21 protein-coding genes are annotated in these 21,593 nt (G+C 67.3%); 7 read left to right on the top strand and 14 right to left on the bottom strand.

Features of this window, described 5'->3' with window-relative positions; translation table 11 throughout:
- The 3 genes from MTR62_RS14435 to MTR62_RS14425 form a co-directional block, all read left to right on the top strand.
- A partial coding sequence (locus tag MTR62_RS14435) for an NAD(P)/FAD-dependent oxidoreductase (protein ID WP_407672688.1) occupies window positions 1-1,269 on the top strand: 1,269 nt, incomplete at its 5' end.
- A gap of 68 nt (window positions 1,270-1,337) precedes the next feature.
- Window positions 1,338-2,129 (top strand): sulfite exporter TauE/SafE family protein, encoded by a 792-nt coding sequence (locus MTR62_RS14430; RefSeq protein WP_244022137.1) that lies wholly within the window; start codon window positions 1,338-1,340, stop codon window positions 2,127-2,129.
- Window positions 2,126-2,284, top strand: a complete 159-nt coding sequence (locus MTR62_RS14425; RefSeq protein WP_244022135.1) for a helix-turn-helix domain-containing protein — start codon at window positions 2,126-2,128, stop codon at window positions 2,282-2,284. Before MTR62_RS14430 ends, MTR62_RS14425 begins: the two co-directional genes overlap by 4 nt.
- 21 nt (window positions 2,285-2,305) lie before the next feature.
- Here the strand turns inward: MTR62_RS14425 and MTR62_RS14420 are convergent, their stop codons facing one another.
- The 4 genes from MTR62_RS14420 to MTR62_RS14405 all read right to left on the bottom strand — a co-directional run bounded on the left by MTR62_RS14420 (window position 2,306) and on the right by MTR62_RS14405 (window position 6,340).
- The gene (locus tag MTR62_RS14420; RefSeq protein WP_244022133.1) at window positions 2,306-3,280 is read right to left on the bottom strand and encodes a CorA family divalent cation transporter; all 975 of its coding nucleotides are present in this window, start codon (window positions 3,278-3,280) and stop codon (window positions 2,306-2,308) included.
- A gap of 167 nt (window positions 3,281-3,447) precedes the next feature.
- Entirely contained in the window at window positions 3,448-3,564 is a 117-nt protein-coding gene (gene cydX / locus MTR62_RS14415; protein WP_244022131.1) for a cytochrome bd-I oxidase subunit CydX, read from the bottom strand.
- 12 nt (window positions 3,565-3,576) lie between these two features.
- A complete protein-coding gene (gene cydB / locus MTR62_RS14410; protein ID WP_244022129.1) occupies window positions 3,577-4,728 on the bottom strand; it encodes a cytochrome d ubiquinol oxidase subunit II in 1,152 nt (383 codons plus the stop codon).
- 19 nt (window positions 4,729-4,747) lie between these two features.
- The gene (locus MTR62_RS14405) at window positions 4,748-6,340 is read right to left on the bottom strand and encodes a cytochrome ubiquinol oxidase subunit I (RefSeq protein ID WP_244022146.1); all 1,593 of its coding nucleotides are present in this window, start codon (window positions 6,338-6,340) and stop codon (window positions 4,748-4,750) included.
- Window positions 6,341-6,547: 207 nt separating this feature from the next.
- Between MTR62_RS14405 and MTR62_RS14400 the strand changes: the two genes are divergently transcribed.
- The 3 genes from MTR62_RS14400 to MTR62_RS14390 all read left to right on the top strand — a co-directional run bounded on the left by MTR62_RS14400 (window position 6,548) and on the right by MTR62_RS14390 (window position 10,302).
- Window positions 6,548-8,107: an ABC transporter ATP-binding protein/permease gene (locus MTR62_RS14400; protein ID WP_244022127.1), complete on the top strand. Its 1,560-nt coding sequence runs from the start codon at window positions 6,548-6,550 to the stop codon at window positions 8,105-8,107.
- 26 nt (window positions 8,108-8,133) lie between these two features.
- A complete protein-coding gene (locus tag MTR62_RS14395) occupies window positions 8,134-9,726 on the top strand; it encodes an amino acid ABC transporter ATP-binding/permease protein (protein ID WP_407672689.1) in 1,593 nt (530 codons plus the stop codon).
- Between the two features lie 282 nt (window positions 9,727-10,008).
- On the top strand, window positions 10,009-10,302 hold the full coding sequence (locus MTR62_RS14390) for a histidine kinase (protein ID WP_244022123.1): 294 nt from the start codon (window positions 10,009-10,011) through the stop codon (window positions 10,300-10,302).
- On the opposite strand, the gene hemN is transcribed toward MTR62_RS14390, so the two are convergent.
- From hemN to ccoN, 9 genes are all read right to left on the bottom strand, one after another.
- Window positions 10,286-11,599: an oxygen-independent coproporphyrinogen III oxidase gene (gene hemN, locus MTR62_RS14385; protein WP_244022121.1), complete on the bottom strand. Its 1,314-nt coding sequence runs from the start codon at window positions 11,597-11,599 to the stop codon at window positions 10,286-10,288. The genes MTR62_RS14390 and hemN overlap by 17 nt on opposite strands.
- Window positions 11,600-11,677: 78 nt before the next feature.
- Window positions 11,678-11,872 (bottom strand): cbb3-type cytochrome oxidase assembly protein CcoS, encoded by a 195-nt coding sequence (gene ccoS, locus MTR62_RS14380; protein WP_244022119.1) that lies wholly within the window; start codon window positions 11,870-11,872, stop codon window positions 11,678-11,680.
- Complete coding sequence (locus MTR62_RS14375; protein ID WP_327194415.1) at window positions 11,869-13,971, bottom strand: heavy metal translocating P-type ATPase; 2,103 nt, start codon at window positions 13,969-13,971, stop codon at window positions 11,869-11,871. Before MTR62_RS14375 ends, ccoS begins: the two co-directional genes overlap by 4 nt.
- A 104-nt stretch (window positions 13,972-14,075) precedes the next feature.
- Complete coding sequence (locus MTR62_RS14370; RefSeq protein ID WP_244022109.1) at window positions 14,076-14,552, bottom strand: FixH family protein; 477 nt, start codon at window positions 14,550-14,552, stop codon at window positions 14,076-14,078.
- The gene (ccoG, locus tag MTR62_RS14365; RefSeq protein ID WP_244022106.1) at window positions 14,552-16,009 is read right to left on the bottom strand and encodes a cytochrome c oxidase accessory protein CcoG; all 1,458 of its coding nucleotides are present in this window, start codon (window positions 16,007-16,009) and stop codon (window positions 14,552-14,554) included. Before ccoG ends, MTR62_RS14370 begins: the two co-directional genes overlap by 1 nt.
- 135 nt (window positions 16,010-16,144) lie before the next feature.
- Window positions 16,145-17,104, bottom strand: a complete 960-nt coding sequence (gene ccoP / locus MTR62_RS14360; RefSeq protein WP_244022096.1) for a cytochrome-c oxidase, cbb3-type subunit III — start codon at window positions 17,102-17,104, stop codon at window positions 16,145-16,147.
- A complete protein-coding gene (locus MTR62_RS14355) occupies window positions 17,097-17,267 on the bottom strand; it encodes a cbb3-type cytochrome c oxidase subunit 3 (protein ID WP_244022141.1) in 171 nt (56 codons plus the stop codon). Before MTR62_RS14355 ends, ccoP begins: the two co-directional genes overlap by 8 nt.
- Window positions 17,267-18,016, bottom strand: a complete 750-nt coding sequence (gene ccoO, locus MTR62_RS14350) for a cytochrome-c oxidase, cbb3-type subunit II (protein WP_244022088.1) — start codon at window positions 18,014-18,016, stop codon at window positions 17,267-17,269. The genes MTR62_RS14355 and ccoO overlap by 1 nt, the downstream gene beginning before the upstream one ends.
- Window positions 18,017-18,042: 26 nt before the next feature.
- On the bottom strand, window positions 18,043-19,698 hold the full coding sequence (gene ccoN, locus MTR62_RS14345; RefSeq protein ID WP_244022078.1) for a cytochrome-c oxidase, cbb3-type subunit I: 1,656 nt from the start codon (window positions 19,696-19,698) through the stop codon (window positions 18,043-18,045).
- A gap of 228 nt (window positions 19,699-19,926) precedes the next feature.
- On the opposite strand from ccoN, the gene MTR62_RS14340 reads away from it, so the two are divergent.
- Complete coding sequence (locus tag MTR62_RS14340; RefSeq protein ID WP_244022076.1) at window positions 19,927-20,631, top strand: OmpW/AlkL family protein; 705 nt, start codon at window positions 19,927-19,929, stop codon at window positions 20,629-20,631.
- A gap of 101 nt (window positions 20,632-20,732) precedes the next feature.
- Here the strand turns inward: MTR62_RS14340 and MTR62_RS14335 are convergent, their stop codons facing one another.
- The gene (locus tag MTR62_RS14335) at window positions 20,733-21,434 is read right to left on the bottom strand and encodes a Crp/Fnr family transcriptional regulator (RefSeq protein ID WP_244022074.1); all 702 of its coding nucleotides are present in this window, start codon (window positions 21,432-21,434) and stop codon (window positions 20,733-20,735) included.
- Between the last annotated feature and the right edge of the window lie 159 nt (window positions 21,435-21,593).

Genomic DNA, 21,593 nt, shown 5'->3' with positions numbered 1-21,593 from the left:
CTGCCCCGCGCCGCCGCGCAAGAGCCGCCCCTGTGCGCCCCCGCGCACCACCAGGTGGTGATCGTGGGTGGCGGCTCGGCGGGCATCGCGACCGCCGCCTCGCTGCTGCGGCGCAACCGCAAGCTCGACATCGCGATCATCGAGCCGAGCGAGAACCACTTCTACCAGCCCGGCTTCACGATGGTCGGCGGCGGGGTGTTCAAGCCCGGCGCGACCGTGCGCAAGACCCGCGCGGTGATGCCGCGCGGCGTGACCTGGATCCGCGATGGCGCGGCGCGCTTCGATCCCGATGCCAACACCGTCCACCTCGCGCAAAGCGGCGCCAGCGTGACCTATGACGTGCTCGTCGTCGCGGTGGGCAACCGGCTGGCGTGGGAGGCGATCGAGGGGCTCGAGGCGACGCTCGGGCGTAACGGGGTCACGTCGAACTACCGCTTCGATCTGGCGCCCTATACCTGGCAGCTGGTGCGCGAACTGGCCGCGCGCCACGGCCCCAAGCGCGCGCTTTTCACCCAGCCGCCGATGCCGATCAAGTGCGCCGGCGCCCCGCAAAAGGCGATGTACCTGTCCTGCAGCGAATGGGAAAAATCCAAGGCGCTCGAGGAATTCACGGTCGAATTCCACAACGCCGGCGGTGTGCTGTTCGGGGTCGCCGAATACGTTCCCGCGCTGATGCGGGCGGTCGAACGCTACGGCATCGACCTCAACTTCGGCTCGACCCTCGTCGCGGTCGACGGCGCGGCGCGCAGCGCCACCTTCAAGACGGCTAAGGGCGAGGTCACGCGCGGCTTCGACATGCTCCACGTCGTCCCCCCTCAGGTGGCGAACCCGGTCATCGCCGACAGTCCCCTGGCCGATGCCGCAGGCTACGTCGCGGTCGATCCCAACACGCTGCGCCATCCGCGCTGGCACAACGTCTTCGGGCTTGGCGACGGGTGCAGCACCCCCAACGCCAAGACCGCCGCCGCCGCGCGCAAGCAGGCCCCGGTCTGCGCGGTCAACGTCCTTGCCGCGCTTGCGCGGCGCGAACCCGAAGCCTCCTACGACGGCTATGGCTCGTGCCCGCTGACGGTCGATCGCGGGCACATCGTGCTGGCCGAATTCACCTACGGCGGCACGCTCGCCCCCACGCTGCCGACCTGGCTGATCGAAGGCACGCGCCCCTCGCGGCTCGCCTGGCACCTCAAGGCCGACGCGCTGCCCCCGATCTACTGGCACGGCATGCTCAAGGGCCGCGAATGGCTGGTTCCGCCTGCGCCCCTGCTCTGAGCGTCCTCCTCTTCCTCCTGCCCCTCCTCCTGCCGTTCCGCCCCCCCTTTCCCGACTGGCTTTGCACCATGCTTGATCCTTCTCATCTCGATACCCTCCACCTCCTGCTCGGCGCCGTCTCGGGCGTTCTGGTAGGCTTCACGCTTGGCCTCGTGGGCGGGGGAGGATCGGTGCTCGCCGTGCCGCTGATGGTCTATTTCGTCGGCGTCCCCAGCCCCCATGTGGCGATCGGCACGAGCGCCTTTGCCGTTGCCGTCAACGCCGCGACCGGGCTCATCCAGCACGCCCGCAGCGGCACCGTGAAGTGGCGCTGCGGGGGGATGTACGCCTTTTCCGGGATCTTCGGCGCGTTCCTCGGCTCGACGCTGGGCAAGGCGATCGACGGGCAGAAACTGCTGTTCCTGTTCGCACTGGTGATGGTCGCGGTGGGCGTGCTGATGATCCGGGGCCGGGGCAACGCGGGGGTTCCGGGCGCGCAGTGCAACCGCGAGAACGCCCCGAAAGTGCTCGGCTTCGGGCTGGGCACGGGGGCCTTCTCGGGCTTTTTCGGGATCGGCGGGGGCTTTCTCATCGTGCCCGGCCTGATCGCCTCGACCTCGATGCCGATGATCAACGCGGTGGGCACCAGCCTTATCGCGGTGACCGCCTTCGGGCTCACCACCGCGGCGAACTACGCGGTTTCGGGCCTCGTCGACTGGCTGCTGGCCGGCGCCCTCATCGCGGGCGGGGTCGTCGGCGGGCTGATCGGCACGCGCACCGCACGCCGGCTGTCGGGCCAGGGCGCGCTGTCGACCGTCTTTGCGGTGATGATCTTCGTCGTCGCGCTCTACATGCTGGCCAAGAGCGGAGGCCTTGCGTGAGCGCGATCCCCGACAAGGACGCGCGCTGCCAGGCCATCGCCGCGCTCATCGCCACCGGCAAGGGCGTGGTCGAGAGCTGCCGCGAGATCGGCATTTCGGAAAAGACCTTCCAGCGCTGGCGCAAGGCACGTCAGGAACAGGGCGCACCGCAATGATGCGCCCGTCCGAGGCCGTGCTCACACCCATTTGCGCAGCTTGAACCACACATAGGGAACCACCGTGCTCACCGCGCAGAGCGCCAGCGCGAAGGGGTAGCCCCAGGGCCAGGACAGTTCGGGCATGGCGTGAAAATTCATGCCGTAGACCCCCACCACCATGACCGGTGGAATGCCCACCACCGAGGCCACCGTCAGCACCTTGGTCACGTCGTTCTGGCGGATGCTGATGAGGCTGGTCGCCGCGTCGAGCAGGAACTGGATTCGCGCCGACAGGCTGACTTCGAATTCGTCGAGCGAGGCGATGTCCTGCGCGATCGCCTTGAACCGCGCGCGGGTGCGCGGATCGAGCCAAGTCTCACGCCCGTTCTCCCCACCCTTTTCGCAGTGGTCGATGACGTACTTGGCCATGCGCCCGATGCTCAGGAACATCGAGCGCACCCGCGACACCCGCTCGCTCGCGCGGCCAAGGCGGATGATCGTGCGTTCGAGCAGCCGGGTCTCGAGCTTGAGCCCGCGCCGCTTGAGATCGGTGTAGAAGATCGTGTGCGAGACCTGTGCCGCCGCCTCGGCCACGGTTTCAAGCTGGTCGGCGGCGCGGTCGACCACATCCTCGAGCAAGTGCGCCAGCACAGCGGCCGGACCGCTGTCCCCGCCCGCCTCGATCTCGGCGCGCATATGCGCGAAGGCGGGATAGGGAGCGTAATGCACCGTCAGCAACGTGGCGGGCAGCAGCACAAAGCCGGTCGGCACGAGATCGACCGGATCGGCCTCCAGCCCCGCCTCGCTGCCGCCGGTAAGAAGCGGCGCGGTCATCACGAGCGCGTCCCCGACGCAGCGCAGCCGGCTGGTCGATTCGATCTCGCGCAGCGCGCGCAGCGTCGGCACGTCGACCCCCAGCTGCCCGCCAAGGTCCTGGCGCAGCGCCTCGTCGGGATCGCACAGGGCAATCCAGGTGCCCTGCTCCACATGCACTTCGAAGCGGGTATCGGACATCGTTTTCGTGCCTCCTCGATCAGCCATAATGAGCAAGGAACGGCATCGGTTGCCAGCTGTTTTCAATGGATTTCAAAGGGCCGTTGTCCACTGGGGCATCCCCAAAGCAAAAGGCCGGTGGCATCGCGTGATGCCACCGGCCTTTTTCGGTCATGGGACAGGCCCGATCAGTCCAGCACGGTCGGGTTCTGGCTCTGGTCGGAGTGGAACTCGTGCCACACGCCGTTGATGACGCCGAAGCTCACGGCCAGGCCGACACCCAGGATCCAGGCAAAATACCACATGGTTTCAATTCCTCAGTAGAAGTCGGGGTTGAGACGGGTTTCCGCATCGCTGACGCGGCCGAACATCACCTTGTAGGCCCAGGCGGTGTAGAGCAGCACGATCGGCAGCAGGATGATGGTGCAGATCAGCATGATGAACAGCGTGCCCTGGCTCGACGAGGCGTTCCACGCGGTCAGGCTCGAGGCGGGATCGATCGAGCTGGGCAGGATGAACGGAAACATCGAAAGACCAACCGTCGCGATGATGCCCACCGTCGCCAGCGTCGAGCCGGTGAAGAAGGTAACGTGACGGCGCGCGGCGATCCCGGCGAAGGCGACGATCGGACCCAGCAGGCCGAGCACCGGGGCCAGGATCATCCAGGGGTGCGCGGAGTAGTTGTCGAGCCAGGCGCCCGGAGCCGCCACCGCGCCGGTCAGGTGCGGGTTGGAGGGCCCCATCGGATCGGCCACCCCGGCGAGGCGGTAGCCCATGCCGCCGTAGGTCACGTAGACCCCGCCCGCGACGAACAGCACCAGCGAGAGCACCGCGGCGATCTTGCCGAAGCGCATCGCACGATCGAGCACCGGGCCATCCTCGAGCTTGAGGCTGAGCCAGCCCGCGCCGTGGAGCACCAGCATCGCCACCGAAAGCAGGCCGGTCAGCAGCGTGAAGGGGCTGAACAGGCCCAGCAGCGAACCTTCGTAGAAGGTGCGAAGGTCGCTATCGAGCCGGAACGGCGCGCCCAGCAGGACGTTGCCGACCGCCACGCCGAACACCAGCGCGGGCACGAAACCGCCCACGAACAGCGCCCAGTCCCAGCGCGTGCGCCACGCGGGCGAGGGGCGCTTGGAGCGGTACTTGAAGCCCACCGGGCGCAGGATGAACGAGGCCAGCACGAGGAACATCGCAAGGTAGAACCCCGAGAAGCTCACCGCATAGACGAACGGCCAGGCCGCGAAGATCGCGCCACCCGCGAGGATGAACCAGACCTGGTTTCCTTCCCAGGTCGCCCCGATGGTGTTGATCACCTGGCGGCGCTCGAGGTCGTTCTTGCCCACGAAGGGCAGCAGCGCGGCGACACCCAGGTCAAACCCGTCGGTCAGCGCGAAGCCGATCAGCAGGACGCCAAGCAGCAGCCACCAGATCAGGCGCAGGGTTTCGTAATCGATAGGTACGAAAGGCATTTTTCTCGTCCTTACTGGATCATTCGGCGGGAACGGCGGTGAAGGTCTGGCCTTCGATGCCGGGCTCGACGGCGGTGCCGGCGACCGGGCGCCACGGCACGTAGCGCTCGGGGCCCTTCTTGATCGAGTGGAGCATCAAGCGCACCTCGATCACGGCCATTGTGCCATAGAGCAGGGTGAAACCGACGATCGTGGTCCACAGCTGCGCGACGGTCAGGCTCGAGTTCGCAAGGAAGGTCGGGAGCACCCCGTCCACCGCCCAGGGCTGACGGCCGAATTCCGCAACGACCCAGCCGAACTCGATCGCGATCCAGGGCAGAGGCAGGACGAACAGCGCCAGCCTCTGGAACCAGCGCTTGTCGAAAGCGCGGGTCGAGGAGATGGCGAAGGCGGCGGCGAAGAAGGCGACCAGCACGAAGCCGACACCGGCCATGGCGCGGAACAGCCAGAAGATCACCGGCACGTCGGGCACCGTGTCCCAGGCGGCCTTGTCGATCATCACCGCATCCGCCTTGCGCGGGTCGGAGACGTAGCGCTTGAGCAGCATGGCGTAGCCAAGATCGTTCTTGGCGGTTTCCCACTGCGCGCGCGCGGCGGTGTTCTTGGGGTCGAGCTTGAGCTTCTGGACCGCGTCATAAGCGACGAGGCCGTTTTCGATGCGCAGCTTGGCCTTGGCCACCAGCGGGTAGATACCCTCGATCTGGCCGGTCAGGCTGCGGGTGCCGATCAGGCCCATGAGATAGGGCACCTTGATTGCGTAAAGCGTCTCGCGCTTGCCCATCGAGGGTACCGCGAACACCGAAAGGCCAGCGGGTGCGGCCTCGGTGTGCCACATGCCCTCGATCGCGGCGAGCTTCATCTGCTGGTTGTCCGACAGCGCATAGCCGCTCTCGTCACCCAGCACGACGACCGACAGGGACGAGGCAAGCCCGAACGCAGCCGCGACAGTGAAGCTGCGGCGCGCCAGTTCGACGAAACGCCCGCGCAGCATGTAGTAGGACGACACGCCCAGCACGAACACGCTCGCGCAGACGTAGCCCGCGCTCACGGTGTGAACGAACTTGGCCTGGGCCACCGGGTTGAACACCACGTCGAAGAAGCTCGTCACTTCCATGCGCATGGTGTCGGGGTTGAACGAGGCACCCGCGGGGTGCTGCATCCAGCCGTTGGCGATCAGGATCCACAGCGCCGACAGGTTCGAGCCGAGCGCGACCATCACGGTCGTGAGCAGGTGCCCGCGCTTGGACAGGCGATCCCAGCCGAAGAACATCAGGCCGACGAACGTCGCCTCGAGGAAGAAGGCCATCAGCCCTTCAATCGCCAGCGGCGCGCCGAAGATATCCCCCACGTAGTGCGAGTAGTAGGACCAGTTGGTGCCGAATTCGAACTCCATGGTGAGGCCGGTGGCGACACCGAGGACGAAGTTGATCCCGAACAGCTTGGACCAGAAGCGCGTGATGTCGCGCCAGATCGCCCGTCCGGTCAGGACATAGACGCTCTCCATGATCACCAGCATGAACGACATGCCGAGCGTCAGTGGGACGAAAAGGAAATGGTATAAAGCAGTTAGCGCGAACTGCAGACGTGACAGTTCGACGACGGCAAAGTCGATCATTGGGGGGCCACCTTTGAGTTTCTAGCGATCCGTGACGAACGCATTGGAGACCAATGGCCGTTTGGACATTGATAACAATCAATTCCCAAACGACGAGGGTATCGGGCATTCACGTGGCGCTTGCGTCACGCGCTTGCACTCAATACCCCCCGGCCTAGGCCTCAAAGGCGGTCAAGTCAATATCACTTACATAGTTGCAGATTTATGAAATCGAATAAGGCAGGGCACTTCTGGGCTCTCGATATCGTAGGTGCCGCCCTGTTTTCGGCCGGGCTGGCTGGCGGCGTCAGCGCGCTCGTCGCGCACCAGACCACCCTTCCCTGGCTGGCGGCCCTGGCCAGCGGAGCCGTGCTTCGCGCCGGCTCGGTCGGGCTCGTCCACACGCTGGCCATGCCGATCGCCCAGCGCGACGCAAACGTTTGGCGTACAAACATAATGGCGCACCTGCTCGGCGGGCGCCTGGACCGCCCGCTCACCGCCGGGGCCAGCGCCGCGCTGGCAGTCGACCATGTCCACGCCATCGAGGAACACGGCGCGCGCTTCCTGCCGGCGCGGATTTCGGCGGTTTTCGGTCCGCTGTTCGCCATCGGGCTGATCGCGCTGGCCAGCTGGGTCTGCGCCCTGATCCTGCTTGGCACGCTCATCCCCTTCATAATCGGGATGATTTTTGCCGGAACCGCGGCGCGACGGGCATCCGAACGGCAGCTCGAAGCGCTCACCGCGCTGTCCGGCCTGTTCGTCGACCGGATTCGCCACCTGCCGCTCATCCGCCATTTCGCCGCGCAAGAGCGCATTGCGCGCCAGGTCGAAAGCGCCACACACGATGTGGCACAGCGTACTGTGGCGGTTCTGCGGGCGGCGTTTCTGTCGAGCGCGGTGCTGGAATTTTTTTCTGCAATCGCCGTTGCACTAGTCGCCGTTTACTGCGGCTTCGCGCTTCTGGGCCTGCTGCCCTTCACCCCGCCCGAGCCGCTGACCCTCGCGCGCGCCTTCTTTGCCCTGGCGATGGCCCCGGAAGTCTACCTGCCGATGCGCCGCCTCGCCGCGGCCTACCACGAAAAGCAGATGGGTGAGGCCGCCAAGGCCGCGCTCGAGCCCTATACGCCCACCGCTCCGGCTCCCAACGCCCCTGAAGCCCCCGCCCCGGCCGCGCCCTTCACGGGCCTGCGCGTCGAAGGGCTGACCCTGGCCTGGGACGCGCTGACCATCGGCCCGCTGACGTTCGCGCTCGACGCGCAGGGGCTCGTCGCGCTGACCGGCCCCACCGGCAGCGGCAAGACCAGCACGCTCGCCGCGATCGCCGGACAGATCGCGCCCGCCGCGGGAGCCATCCTCGATTCGCGCGGCGCCCCGCTCGATCCCGCGCACATCGCCTGGGCCGCGCAGCGCCCGCTGCTGTTGCCCGCAACCCTGCGCGAGAACATCGCGCTCGCCGCGCCCGGTGCGACGGACGCGGCGATCCTCGCGGTTGCCGCGCGCGTCGGGCTCGATCCCGTGCTCGCCCGGCGCGGCGGACTGGACCTCGCCATCGATCATCGTGGCTCGGGCCTTTCGGGCGGGGAACGCCGCCGCATCGGGCTTGCCCGCGCCATCCTCTCGGGCCGCCCGCTGATGCTCTGCGACGAGCCTACCGCCGATCTCGACGCGGCCAGCGCCGCCCAGATCACCGCGCTGCTGTGCGACCTTGCCAGCGAGCGCGCGCTGCTTGTCGCCACCCACGACGCCCCGCTTGCCGCGCTGGCCCAACAGGAGATCGCGCTGTGAGCCCGCAGACCCGCGCCCCCGCACGCCTGACCCCGATCGAGATGGTGCGCCCGACCGGCGCGCTTCGCGCGAGCCTGCGCGCCGGAACGCTCTCGGCCATCGCCGCCGCGCTTGGCGGGCTGTTCCTGCTCGGCATCTCGGGCTGGTTCCTGACCGGCGCGGCGGTTGCCGGAGCCGCCGGGTTCGCGGCGGTCCAGGCCTTCAACTACCTTATCCCGAGCGCCGCGATCCGCCTGCTCGCGATTACCCGCACCGTGGCGCGCTACGGTGAGCGGCTGCTCTCGCACAAGGCCGCGCTGACCGCGATGGCCGACGTGCGCAGCCGTCTCTTCGCCCGCCTCGCCATGCAGGACACCCGCAGCGCACCCAACCTTTCGGCCGGTGAGGCCAGCGCCCGGCTGATCGGCGACATCGACGCGCTCGAGGATCTGGTGGTGCGCCAGCCCACCCGCCCCGGCAGCCTCGCCGCCGCGCTCGCGGGCGTCGCGCTCGCCGCCTTGTCGGGCTGGCTTTGTGCGCTCGTCCTTGCGCTGCTGCTCGCCGTGTTTCCCTTCGCGCTCGGCGCGCTGTCGCGCCGCTGGACCCGCACCCCCGCGCATGAGGCTGCCGAGGCGCTGGGCGACCTTCGCAGCCGTTATGTCGACATGGCGCAGGCCCGCGCCGAAATCGCCGCCTACGGGCTCGTCCCGCGCGTGCTCGACGAACTCGCCCTCCCCGTTGCCCGGCTCGATGCCGCGCGCGCGCGGCTGTTCCGCGCCGAGGGCGCCATCGCCGCCTTCCAGCTCGTCTACGGCGCGCTCGCCGCGATCGTGGTGCTCGCCACCGCCAGCCGTGGCCCTGCGCTTGCCGCGCTCGCCATCCTCGCCGCAAGCGCGGCGGTCGAAGGGCTTGCCGCGCTTGCGCGCACCGCGTTTCGCCAGGCGAGCGTCGATGAAAGCCTGCGCCGGCTGGAAGACCTGCTCGCGCTCGACGCGCCCGCCCCGGCGGCGCCGATCGATGTGAATCTGTCCGCAAGCACGCTCCATCTCGGCGCACAGGCGTTTGGCCCCGGCGCGCGGATCGCGCTGACCGGCCCGTCCGGCTCGGGCAAGACGATCGTCCTCGAAGCGCTCGCGGGCCTGCGCTCCAGCGCCGCGCCGATTCGCATCGGCGAACGGGCGCTCGCCCAATGCTGCGAAGCCGAGCTCAGCGCGCTTTTCGCGCTGAGCGCGCAGGACGCGCCGCTGCTGGCAGGAAGCATCGCCGACAACCTGCGGCTCGCCCATACCGGACTCGACGAGACCGCGATGCGCACCGCGCTCCACGTCGCGTGCCTCGACGAGCGAATCGCCCGTCTGCCCCACGGCCTCGACACCCGGCTGGGCGAGGACGGTGCGCCGCTGTCGGGCGGGGAACGCAAGCGTCTCTCGCTCGCCCGTGCGCTGCTCGCCGGGCGGCCCTGGCTGCTGCTCGACGAGCCGACCGAAGGCCTTGATGCCGCCACCGAAGCGCGCCTCGTCGAACGGCTGGGCGACTGGCTCGAGCGCACCGGGTCCGGGCTCGTGCTGGTCTCGCACCGCCCCCACCCGCTCACGCTGGTGCACGCCAGGGTCGCGATCGACACTCTCGTCACACTGTAGCCAACGCACTGGAAATCGCGCATACGACAGGCAAAAAAACAGGCGGCCCGTCACGAGGTAGGGCCGCCCGAAGGTGGGGAGAAGCGGTACGCACCGGGCCAGAAAGGCTGCGGTGCGCGACCGGCAAGTGCTGTTTCGCAGAGGCGGGGGCGAGTGGCTTTGATCGGCATCAAAACGTGTTGTCGAAAAGAGAATTTCGCTTCTTGAAGCGCCGTCGGATTATTCTGCGAAACCTTGTGGGCCGCGCTTAAACGACTTGCCGGTCTGCCGTTCTTCCCCCGGATGGGACACAAACGGTTCAAGCCTACCCCGATCCCGCGCGAGCGGCGCCAGCGCCAGTGCGCGCGCTTTGCGCTCACCGATGCCGATGGCGCGCCGATCCATGTCATGGTGCGCGACATTTCCACGCGCGGATTAAGCGCGGCCGCGCTCGGCGCGCCGCCCGATCCCGAAACGGTGGTGCGCGCCCGGCTCGCGGATGGTCAGGAAATCTGGGGTCTGGTCCGCTGGACGCAGGGCAACCTGTTCGGGGTCGAGTTCGACACCCGCCAGGGCGCCTTCACACCGCCGAGCTGAAGCGCCGCAGCGAATCCTTGCGGTAAGGGTCAAAGCGCGCCGCGATCGAGCGGGCGTAGGGCAATCCCCCCGGCGCGATCACCAGATCCTCGCCGTCGCTCGCGCACAGCCCTGCCGCGCGATAGGGTTCGAGCAGTTCGAACGCCTCGGCGCGAAATTCGACCGGGACCCGCGCCCGGCCCCGGCACAGCAGATCCTCGATCACCTGGCCACGACGGCGATCCTCGACGCTGCGCACCACCCCGCGGTTGGCGGGCAGGCGGTCTTGCGAGAGCATCATGCGATAGCGCCCGGTGTTCTTCTCGTTCTGCGCCAGAAGGCCGGGAAAGCCGCTGATCGCCGAAGCGCCAAGCCCGATCAGCACGTCCGAGGCATCCTCGGTGAAACCCTGGAAATTGCGCCGCAGCGTGCCCGCCTGCGTCGCCTGCGCGAGACTGTCGCCGGGCCGCGCGAAATGATCGAAGCCGACCGGAACATAGCCCGCATCGACGAGGTAGTCGTAGCCGAAGGCGGCCATCGCGAAGCGCTGCGCGGCATCGGGCAGGTTGCTCGCATCGATCTTGCGCTGACGCGCGATGAGGTGGGGCACGTGCGCGTAGCCGAACAGCGCGATACGATCCGCGCCGAGCGCGACGGTCTGCGCGAGCGAATCCTCCAGATCGTCCATCGTCTGGCCGGGCAGCCCGTACATCAGGTCGAAATTGAGCGAGGTCACGCCCGCCGCGCGCAACATCGCGGTCGAATTCTCGATCATCCGCGTGGGCTGGATGCGCCCGATCGCCTCCTGCAGTGCGGGCGCGAAGGTCTGCACGCCAAGGCTCGCGCGGTCGATCCCCACCGCGCCGATCACCGAAGTCCAGTCCTCGCCCAAGGTGCGCGGGTCAAGCTCGATCGACATGACCGGACGCGAAACCCCGAACTGGAGCGTGAGCGCGTCAACGATGCGCACGAAATCGATCGGCGAAATGCCGTTCGGACTGCCCCCGCCAAAAGCGATACGCCCGATTGAGGCGGCCTGCGGCATGCGTTCGGCCACCAGCGCGATCTCGTGGTGGAGCGCGTCGAGATAGCTCGCCACCCGCTCGGCGCGGTTCGAGGCGCTGGTGTTGCACCCGCAGTACCAGCAGATCTTTTCGCAAAAGGGGATATGGACGTATAGCGAGACCGCCCCTTCGAGGGCATCGAGCGCGGCGGTAAAGTCGCCTTCGCCCACCGCATCGCCGAATTCGGCGGCGGTCGGAAAACTGGTGTAGCGCGGCACCGGGACCGCCAGCAGATCGGGATGATATGTCCACATGCCGATCGGTTTGGGGCAATCGCCGCGCGGCTTCATTGCGATCGATCAAGCCATGCGCGTCGCGCGCACCTTGATCGATTATTTTTGCAAGCGGCCCGCCGTTTTCCCCGTGGCCGCGTCCGGATCGGCCGGGTTTTCCTCGTCGATCAGGATGCGGTTGGCGGCGCCGTCAAGATCCTCGAACTGGCCGCTCTTCATCGCCCAGAAGAACGCACCAAGTCCGCACAGGCCCATCAACAGCGCGAGCGGGATGAGAAAGCCCAGGATGGTCATGCCCCGCCCCCAGCCGCGCTCCCCGCGCGAGCCGCCTTCCCCGCGCAGCGCGCCAGGCGCAGCGAATTGCCCACCACCACCAGCGAACTGGCCGACATCGCCAGCGCCGCGATCAGCGGAGTGACGAGCCCGGCCAGCGCGAGCGGCACCGCCAGCGCGTTGTAGAGGCAGGCCAGCGCGAAGTTCTGGCGCACCACCGCCATCGTGCGGCGCGCCGCGCGCACCGCGAGCGCGACGGGCATCAGCCCCGCCCCCACGAAGACGGCATCGGCCGCCTGCTGGCTCACGTCGCTGGCTCCGCCCGGCGCGATCGAAACGTGGGCCCCGGCGAGTGCAGGCCCATCGTTCAGACCATCGCCGACCATCAGCGGGTGGTGTCCGGCGCGCTTGAGCCGCTCGAGCAGCGCAAGCTTGCCCGCCGGCTTCATCGAATGCGTGGCGAACAGGCCGAGCGCCTGCGCGACCTGGCGCACCGACGCCTCACGGTCGCCCGACACGATGGAGCAGGCCAGCCCCTGTTCGCGCAAGGCGGCAATCGTCTGGCGCGTGTCGGGGCGCAGCGGATCGGCAAAGGTGATGCGCGTGCGCGCCGCGCCGACAACGAGGTCCACCGCAAGGCCCCCGACTTCGAATTCGGGGCGCAGCAGCGCCACGAGCGTTCCCTCGAAACGGGCCTGAAGCCCCTCACCCGCTTCCTCGCGCAGCCCCTCGAGCGCGGCGGGAACCACACCGGCTTCGCGCAGCGCGCTGGCAAGACCCCGGCTGAGCGGGTGGCGGCTGGCCTGCGCGAGCGCCAGCGCGATACGCGCGCCCTCCTCGTCCAGCACGCCCAGATCAAGCGGGCGCGGCTCGCCCAGCGTAAGCGTCCCGGTCTTGTCGAACAGCACCTCGTCAACTTCGGCGAGACGTTCGAGCGCGGACCCGTCCTTGATCAGCAGGCCCCGGCGCATGAGCGCCCCCGCCGCGACGACCTGCGCCGCGGGCACCGCAAGCCCGAGCGCGCAGGGGCACGTTATGATGAGCACCGAAACCGCGATCAGCAGCGCCTTATAGAGCACGGCGCCCGCCAGCAGCCATCCGAGAAAGGCAAGCAAAGCCAGGCTGTGAACCGCGGGCGCGTAAAAACGCGAGGCGCGATCGGCGATGCGCACGTAGCGCGAGCGCGACTGGCCTGCCTCGTCCATCAGGCGCGCGATGTCGGCGAGCGCGGTGTCGCGCGCCGCGGCGGTGACCTTGACCCGCACGGGATCGCCCAGGTTCACCATGCCGGCATGGATCGTATCGCCCTCGCCCACCGGGCGCGGATCGCTTTCGCCGGTCAGCATCGCGGAATCGATGGTGGTGTAACCCGCGACGATGACCCCGTCGGCGGCGAGCGATTCGCCCGCGGCAACCAGCATCACCATGCCCGGCGCCAGCCCTTCGGCAAGCACGTAGCGTGTCGTGCCATCGGCGTTGAGCACATGCGCGCCCTTGCCCATGCGCCCCAGCAGCGCGGCAATGCCCGAGCGCGCGCGGCTGCGCATCATCGCATCGAGCATGCGTCCGGCGAGGAGGAAGAACAGCAGCATGACCACGCCATCGAAATAGGCGTGCGGGCCTCCGGTCGCGGTCTCGTAGAGGCTCATGCCGGTGGCCAGCAGCACCCCGATGGTGATCGGCACGTCCATGTTGGTGCGCCGGTAGCGCAGCGCCATCGCGGCCGAGGCGAAGAACGGGCGGCCCGCGTAGGCGATCACCGGCACCGCGATCAGCGCGCTGATCCAGTGGAACATCGCGCGGGTGACCGCATCGGCGCCCGACCAGACCGAGACCGAGAGCAGCATGACGTTCATCATGCCAAAGCCCGCCACGGCGAGCGCGCGGCCCAGCGCGCGGGTCTCGCCATCCTCGCGCGCGAGCGGGTTGTCGCCGGCGCGCTCGGCCTCGAAGCCGAGCGTGCGCAGCGCCTCGATCAGATCGTCGTCGGACAGCGCCTGCGCATGGCTGACCGCCACCCGCTTGGCCGAGAAATTGACCCGCGCCGCCGCGACGCCAGGCAGCGCCCCGAGCCCGCGCTCGACCTTGGCGATGCACCCCGCACAGCGCATGCCGGGCACGGTGAAGCGGCTGTCGACGAGAGTTTCGGCAGGGGTCTGGACGGCGGCTGCGTCACCCGCATCTTGCTTGGGCTCGCGCGCGTGCAGATCGGTGGCAGGTGCGTTCACAGCACGGTCCGTTCGGTGCGCCACAGCTGGCCCTTGTCATCGACCCGCAGGCGCAGGGTCCAGCGCCCCTCGGGCAGCACCGCATCGCTGACATAGAGGCCGTCCGCATCACGCGCGAAAGCCATCGGCACGTCGGGCAGGCGGCCGAGCGGGTGGCGCGCCTCGGCTTCGAGCCGGGCGTCGGCGGGCGCGCCGGTGAGCGTGACGGCAAGCCGCCCGTCGCTGCGCCGGGCCACCGCAAGCTTCCAGCCCAGCGCCTTCTCGCGCCGCGCCTCATCGAGCCAGCCGTTGAACTTCTGGCTCGCGACGTAGGAATTCTCGACCACGATGCCCCCGAAAGTATCCACCGCGAACGTCGCCATGAGCACGTTGACCGCGATGATGACGGTAAAGCCCGCCACCAGGATCAGCGTCATGTGCCACCCGGTGAAGGGCTTCACCACGCGGCGGCCATCGGGGGTCATACGGGCCATCATTCGTCTCCCCGCGCGTCGAACTGCGCCTTTGCCTCATCGTGTTCGCGCGCCTGGCCGATGGCCTGGAGCGTAAAGTCGAAATCCTGGTTCGCGGTCCCCTCGGGCGCCACCACGTAGACCCGCAAGGCCTGCGTCTCGTCCGCCGCGACGGTGCGGCGCAGCGTGCGGGCAGCATCGGAGCGGTCCATGTCCTCGCTCCAGATGCGCGCGGCGGGCAGGCCCTCAAGACCGATTTCCATCGCGCGCGGGCGCCCTTCCATGTTGCGCAGGCGCAGCGTGTAGGCGTTGCGCACCGAACCGTCGCTCATCAGGATATACGGCGGATTGCGGTCCTTGGCCACGGTCAGGTCGGTGTGGATGCGCGTGCCCAGCATGAACAGCAGCCCGAGCCCGATCCCGGCCCAGACGACGAAGTAGAGCACCGTGCGCGGGCGCCAGATGAGCTTGAGGTGGCGGGTGGCGGGATGGCCCGCCTTTTCGTTGTCGGCATCCTCGAGCGTGGCGTAGTCGATCAGCCCGCGCGGACGGCCGGTTTCGGCCATCACGCGGTCGCAGGCGTCGATGCACAGGCCACAGGTGATGCAGCCGATCTGCGGCCCCTCGCGGATGTCGATGCCGGTCGGGCACACCGCGACGCACTGGTTGCAGTCGATGCAGTCGCCGTATTCGCCGGGATTCTTCTGCGCCTTCTTGAGGCTGCCGCGTTTTTCGCCGCGCCAGTCCTTGTACGTGACGGTCAGGCTCTTTTCATCGAGCATCGCGGTCTGGATGCGCGGCCAGGGGCACATGTAGATGCACACCTGTTCGCGCATGAAGCCGCCCAGCACGAAGGTGGTGAGCGTGAGCACGAGCACGGTCCCGTAGGCGACAGGCGCCGCCGTGCCGGTCCAGAATTCGTGGTGCAGCGTGGGCGCATCGGCAAAGTAGAAGATCCACGCGCCCCCCGTGGCAAAGGAAATCGCAAGGTAGATACCCCACTTGAGCAGCCGCCGGGCGATCTTGGCCGGGCCCCAGGGTGCCTTGTAGAGCCGGAAGCGCGCGTTGCGATCGCCGTCGATCAGCCGGTCGACGTGCTGGAACAGGTCGGTCCACACCGTCTGCGGGCAGGCGTAGCCGCACCACGCGCGGCCCACCGCGCTCGTCACCAGGAACAGCCCGATGCCCGCCATGATCAGCAGCCCGGCGACGAAGTAGAATTCGTGCGGCCAGATCTCGATCCCGAACATGTAGAAGCGCCGGTGCGCCAGATCGATCAGCACCGCCTGATCGGGCGAATAGGGCCCGCGGTTCCAGCGCAGCCACGGCGTCACCCAGTAGATCGCCAGGCACGCCACCATGATCGCCCACTTGATGCGGCGAAACTTGCCGTCGATACGGCGGTTGAAGACCGGCTCGCGCTTGGCGTAGAGCTGCAGCGGCTGGTCCTGTGTCTTGATCGGTTCCGGCTTGTTCATGTCCGTTGTCCGCCCGTCATGGTCATGGGGGGCTGAGCGGCCCGGATGGGGACCCCGGCCTGCGGCCGTTGCGACGATCCCCGAGGCTCGGCCGGGACCTTGCCGCCCCGGCCGATGTTCAGTCCTTGGTCGGTTCTACTCCACGCTCGCCGCGCTCGCTTCGGCCTCGGGAGCCGGAGCGGCATCGGCCGCCTTGAATTCCTCACCGCCGCCCAGCGAGTGGACGTAGGCGGCAAGCATCTTGATCGTCACCGGATCGAGGCGGGTGCCCCAGGCCGGCATCACGCCGTGGTGCGGGTGGGTGATCTGCGCGACGAGATCGGCCTTGGTGCCGCCGTCGAGCCAGATCGCGTCCGACAGGTTGGGCGCGCCCATCTCGCGCGTGCCCTTGGCCTGCGGGCCGTGGCACACCGCGCAGTTCTCGGCGAAGACCTTGGCGCCGCGCTGGGTCGCCCCGCTCGGCTTTTCCTTGCCCGACAGGCTCAGCACGTAGCTCGCCACGTCGCTGATCTGCCCGGCGTCGAGCAGGCCGTCGGTGCCGAAGTTGGGCATCATCGACTGGCGCGTCTCATCGTCGCCCGGCTGGCGGATGCCGTGGATCAGCGTGGTCTCGATGGTCTTGAGATCGCCGCCCCACAGCCAGTCGTCGTCGTTGAGGTTGGGATAGCCCTTGGAGCCCGCCGCGCCCGCGCCGTGGCACTGCACGCAGTTGACCTTGAAGGCCGCCGCGCCGCCCGCCACCGCCGCGCGCATCAGTTCGGGATGCTGGGGCAGCTGCTCGATCGGCAGGTCGGCCAGGCCCGCGACCGCCTTGGCGCGCGCCGCGGCGGCGACGTCGGTCTCGGTCTTGAGTTCCTCGCGGCTGTTCCAGCCCAGCACGCCCTTGGTCGCCGAATGGATGCCCGGCCAGGCCGGGTAAGCGATGGTGTAGCCGATCGCGAAGACGATGCAGGCGTAGAAGGTCCATAGCCACCAGCGCGGCAGCGGAGTGTTGAGTTCCTCGATCCCGTCCCATTCATGGCCCACGGTCTCGGTCTGGGTGGCTTCGTCGAAGCGCCTGCCGGCGGCGGCCGGCGATTGGGGAGTGTCAGCCATCGTTCTCGTCCTTGAAGATCATGGTGGCGGCTTCGTCGCTGCGGCCTCGTCCGCCCTTGCGGAAGGGCCAGGCGATCAGGACGACAAACACCAGCATCATGGCCAGAAGGCCCCAGCTGTCGGCAAGGTGCCGCAGCAGGTCATAGGTGGAGTGCGTGCTCATCATCGGCTGTGCTCCGATGCGAGTTCCTCCTGGGCGGAGGCGCCGTTGACGTCGACCAGGGTGCCGAGCATCTGGAGATAGGCGACGAGCGCGTCCATCTCGGTCAGGCGCTTGGGATTGCCGTCGAAGTCGCGGATCTGCGCCTTGGGGTAGCGCTGGAGCAGATCGCCCGCATCGGCATCGGGATCGGCCTGCGCCTTGAGATCGGCGGCGGCCATCTGGATGTCCTTGTCGGTGTAGGGCACCCCGACGTGGCGCAGCGCGGTGAGGTTGGCGGCGATGTCGTGCACCTCGAGGTCGTTCTGCGCCAGGAAGCCGAACTTGGGCATGACGCTTTCGGGCACGACCGACTGCGGGTCGGTCAGGTGCTGGACGTGCCAGCTGTCCGAATAGCGGTTGCCCACGCGCGCCAGATCCGGCCCGGTGCGCTCCGAACCCCACTGGAAGGGGTGGTCGTACATCGATTCGGCAGCCAGGCTGTAGTGGCCATAGCGCTCGACCTCGTCGCGGAAGGGACGGATCATCTGGCTGTGGCACACGTAGCAGCCCTCGCGCACGTAGATGTCGCGGCCAGCCTGTTCGAGCGGGGTGTAGGGGCGCATCCCCTCCACCTTCTCGATCGTGTTGTCGATCCAGAACAGCGGCGCGATCTCGACGATGCCGCCTACGGTCACCGCCAGGAAGGCGAAGACGCCGAGCAGGGTGATGTTCTTTTCGAGCTTCTTGTGGCGCTCGGTCATGGAAGTCATGAGTCTGTGTCCTTTCCCAAGCGCGGTCAGTGGGCGCTCGCCGCAGCCACGATGGGCTTGTCGGCGGCGGGATCGTAGGCAGCGTTGTGGAGCGGCGCTTCCTCGCGCAGGGACCCGGCAATGGTCTTCCAAACGTTGACGACCATGAACGCGCCGCCAAGCAGGTAGAGTGCGCCACCGAAGGTACGCAGCACGTACATCGGGTGGATCGCGGCAACGGCGTCGGCGAAGGAGTTCACCAGGTAGCCGTCGGCGCCGTATTCGCGCCACATCAGGCCTTGCGTGATACCCGCAACCCACATGCTCGCGGCGTAGAACACAATGCCGATCGTCGCGCACCAGAAGTGCCAGTTGACCATGCGCACCGAATAGAGCCGCTCACGTCCCCACAGGCGCGGCACGAGGTAGTAGATCGCGCCGAAGGTGATCATGCCGTTCCAGCCCAGCGCGCCCGAGTGGACGTGGCCGATGGTCCAGTTGGTGTAGTGCGAGAGCGAATTGACCGTCTTGATCGACATCATCGGGCCTTCGAACGTGCTCATGCCGTAGAACGCCAGCGCCATGACCATCATGCGCACGATCGGGTCGGTGCGGATCTTGTCCCAGGCGCCGTTGAGCGTCATCAACCCGTTGATCATGCCACCCCAGCTCGGCATCCACAGCATGACCGAGAAGACCATGCCCAGCGTCTGCGCCCAGTCGGGCAGCGCGGTGTAGTGCAGGTGGTGCGGCCCCGCCCAGATGTAGAGGAAGATCAGCGACCAGAAGTGAATGATCGACAGGCGGTAGGAATAGACCGGACGCTCGGCCTGCTTGGGCACGAAGTAGTACATCATGCCCAGGAACCCGGCGGTCAGGAAAAAGCCCACCGCGTTGTGCCCGTACCACCACTGCACCAGCGCGCCCTGCACGCCCGCGAAGACCGGGTAGCTCTTCGAGCCGACGAAGCTGACCGGCCAGTCGAGGTTGTTGACGACGTGGAGCATCGCCACGGTGATGATGAAGGAGAGGTAGAACCAGTTGGCAACGTAGATGTGCGGTTCGCTGCGCTTGATGATCGTGCCGACGAAGACCGCCAGGTAGCACACCCACACGATCGTCAGCCACCAGTCGACGTACCATTCGGGCTCGGCGTATTCCTTGCCCTGGCTGATGCCCAGCACATAGCCGCTCGCCGCCAGCACGATGAACAGCTGATAGCCCCAGAACACGAAGCGGGCCAGGCCAGGGAAGGCCAGGCGGGCCCGGCAGGTTCGCTGCACGACGTAAAAGCTCGTGGCGATCAGCGCGTTCCCCCCGAACGCGAAAATCACCGCCGAGGTGTGCAGCGGGCGCAGGCGGCTGAAGTTGAGGTAAGGCTCGATGTTGAGCCAGGGCCAGGCGAGCTGCGAGGCGATGAACACCCCCGCGCCAAAGCCGACGACTCCCCAGAACACCGTGGCGATCATGCCCCAGCGGATCGGATCATCGTCGTACTTGCCCTGGTCGGGCATCTTGAGCACGCCGCGCGCAATAGCCGCGTAGTCCGCACCGCTGATCGTGAACCAGACGGCCAGAAGCGCCGCAACCGCGACGATCCCCATCTGGATGGCGAACCCCCCGTCGGCCGCAAGCGCGACCCCGATGACGGCAAGGAAGAGCACGGCGAGCCAAAGGCCCGCCCGCGCGAGAACCGTTACCATATGCCCCCTCTTTCGAGAATATAGCTGAACCTGACGAACGCCATGGAGACTAACAGTGTTTCCAGCATTGATAACGATCAAAAAGATCCGGCACTTAAAAAAGTGCAGAAATACGCGAATTTGCGCGCGATCAATTCATGTGAACGGCAATTGGTCGAAGGACACTCGTGCAGCCGCTCAAGAGGGGGGACACGCATGGTGCGGCCCCGGCGGCAAGGAAGATGTATTATGCGCAAGATCACCACGCTCGTCGCTCTGGCCGCCGCCACCGCGCTTTCCACGCCCGCGATCGCCGGTAGCCAGGATGGCAAGATCCAGGTCAAGGTGCTCGGTTCGGCGGTTCTTGCCAGCGGCAGCATCGACAAGGTCAAGAGCGTCGACACCGACACGACGCTGGGCGCGACACTCGCCAGCCTCGATTCGGGCACCTACAACACCGACGCCAACAATAACGTCGTGCCCACCATCGCGGTCGAATACTTCTTCAACAAGACCTTCTCGGTCGAAACGATCTGCTGCCTCACCCAGCACCACGTCAGCGGCACCGGTGCGCTTGCCGGCGCGGATCTCGTCGATCACGTCATGATCCTTCCCGCCACGCTCACGCTCAAGGCGCACCTCGACACCGGCACTCCGTTCAAGCCCTATGTCGGCGCAGGCCCCACGCTGTTCTTCGTGCTCGATGAAAAGCCCGGCGCCACGGCCGCCGCGCTCGGCGTCGACAAGGTGAAGATGTCGAATTCGTTCGGCGGGGTGATTCAGGGCGGTGTCGACATCGCGATCGGCGACAATGGCCTTGGCCTCTCGCTCGACGCCAAGAAGTACTTCGTCAAGCCCACCGCCAAGTTCTACGAGGACGGCACGCTGGCGCTCGAGACCAAGCACAACCTCGACCCCTGGGTGCTCAGCGCGGGCGTAAGCTACCGCTTCTGATCCCCGGATCGATCCGCCAAAACAAAAAAGGGGGAGCCGCAAGGCTCCCCCTTTTTGTATCGGGTACTCTGGCAAGACGACGAGGAGCATCCTCGCCCGCGTCAGCCCGCTTCGGCGGCCAGCGCCTCCATGTCGAGGATGATGACATCACGGCGCGAAGGCAGGTCGATGATGCCCTCGTTCTTGAGCCGGGTGAACTGACGGCTGACGGTCTCAATGGTGAGGCCCAGCACGTCGGCGATCTGCTGGCGTGAGAAAGGCAGGGTGAGCTGGCGCTGGAGCGGATTCTCGAACGAGAGCTTGCAGCCGTTCCCACCCAGGCGCTCGGTCATCTCGAGCAGGAAGCTCGCCATTTTCTCCGCCGCGGACTTGCGCCCGAGCAGCAGCATCCAGCGCCGAGTGCGGTCCAGTTCGCCCAGCGTGCGTTCAAGCAGCTTGTGCTCGAGCGCGGGATGCTCGCGCGCGAAGGCGTCGAAATCGCGGCGCGAAAAGACGCAGACCTTGGCTTCGGTCAGCGCGGTAACGCCATGGCCACTGGTTCCGCCAAACGGGCGGCCGATGAAGTCGGAGGGATAGACCACGCCCACGATCTGCTCGCGGCCATCCTCGGTGTTGGTGGACAGCTTGAGAACGCCCTCGATGACGTTGGCCACGAGGACCGAATCCTCGCCTTCCCAGATCAGCGATTCGCCTGGCGTGATCTTGCGCGTGCGCCCGATCGCGTTGAGGGCTTCGAGCTCCTTCGCATCAAGCGAAGCACAGATTGCCCGGTTCCGGACAACGCACAGGTCACAGCTAGACATAGAGCTTGCGTTATCAGCCTCGGCCGCATCACTCAAGCGGTTGCGCACGAGAGGCTTTTGGCCTTTTGGGCACAAAGCGAACGGGTCTTTAGCGATGCGTGAAAATCTGCAAAATGGTTGCGGGGGTAGGATTTGAACCTACGACCTTCAGGTTATGAG

This window comes from Novosphingobium organovorum (genome assembly GCF_022832435.1).
Classification (GTDB): Bacteria; Pseudomonadota; Alphaproteobacteria; order Sphingomonadales; family Sphingomonadaceae; genus Novosphingobium; species Novosphingobium organovorum.
Note: the sequence above shows the minus strand (reverse complement) of the source record. Positions and strands in the feature narration are given on the sequence as shown.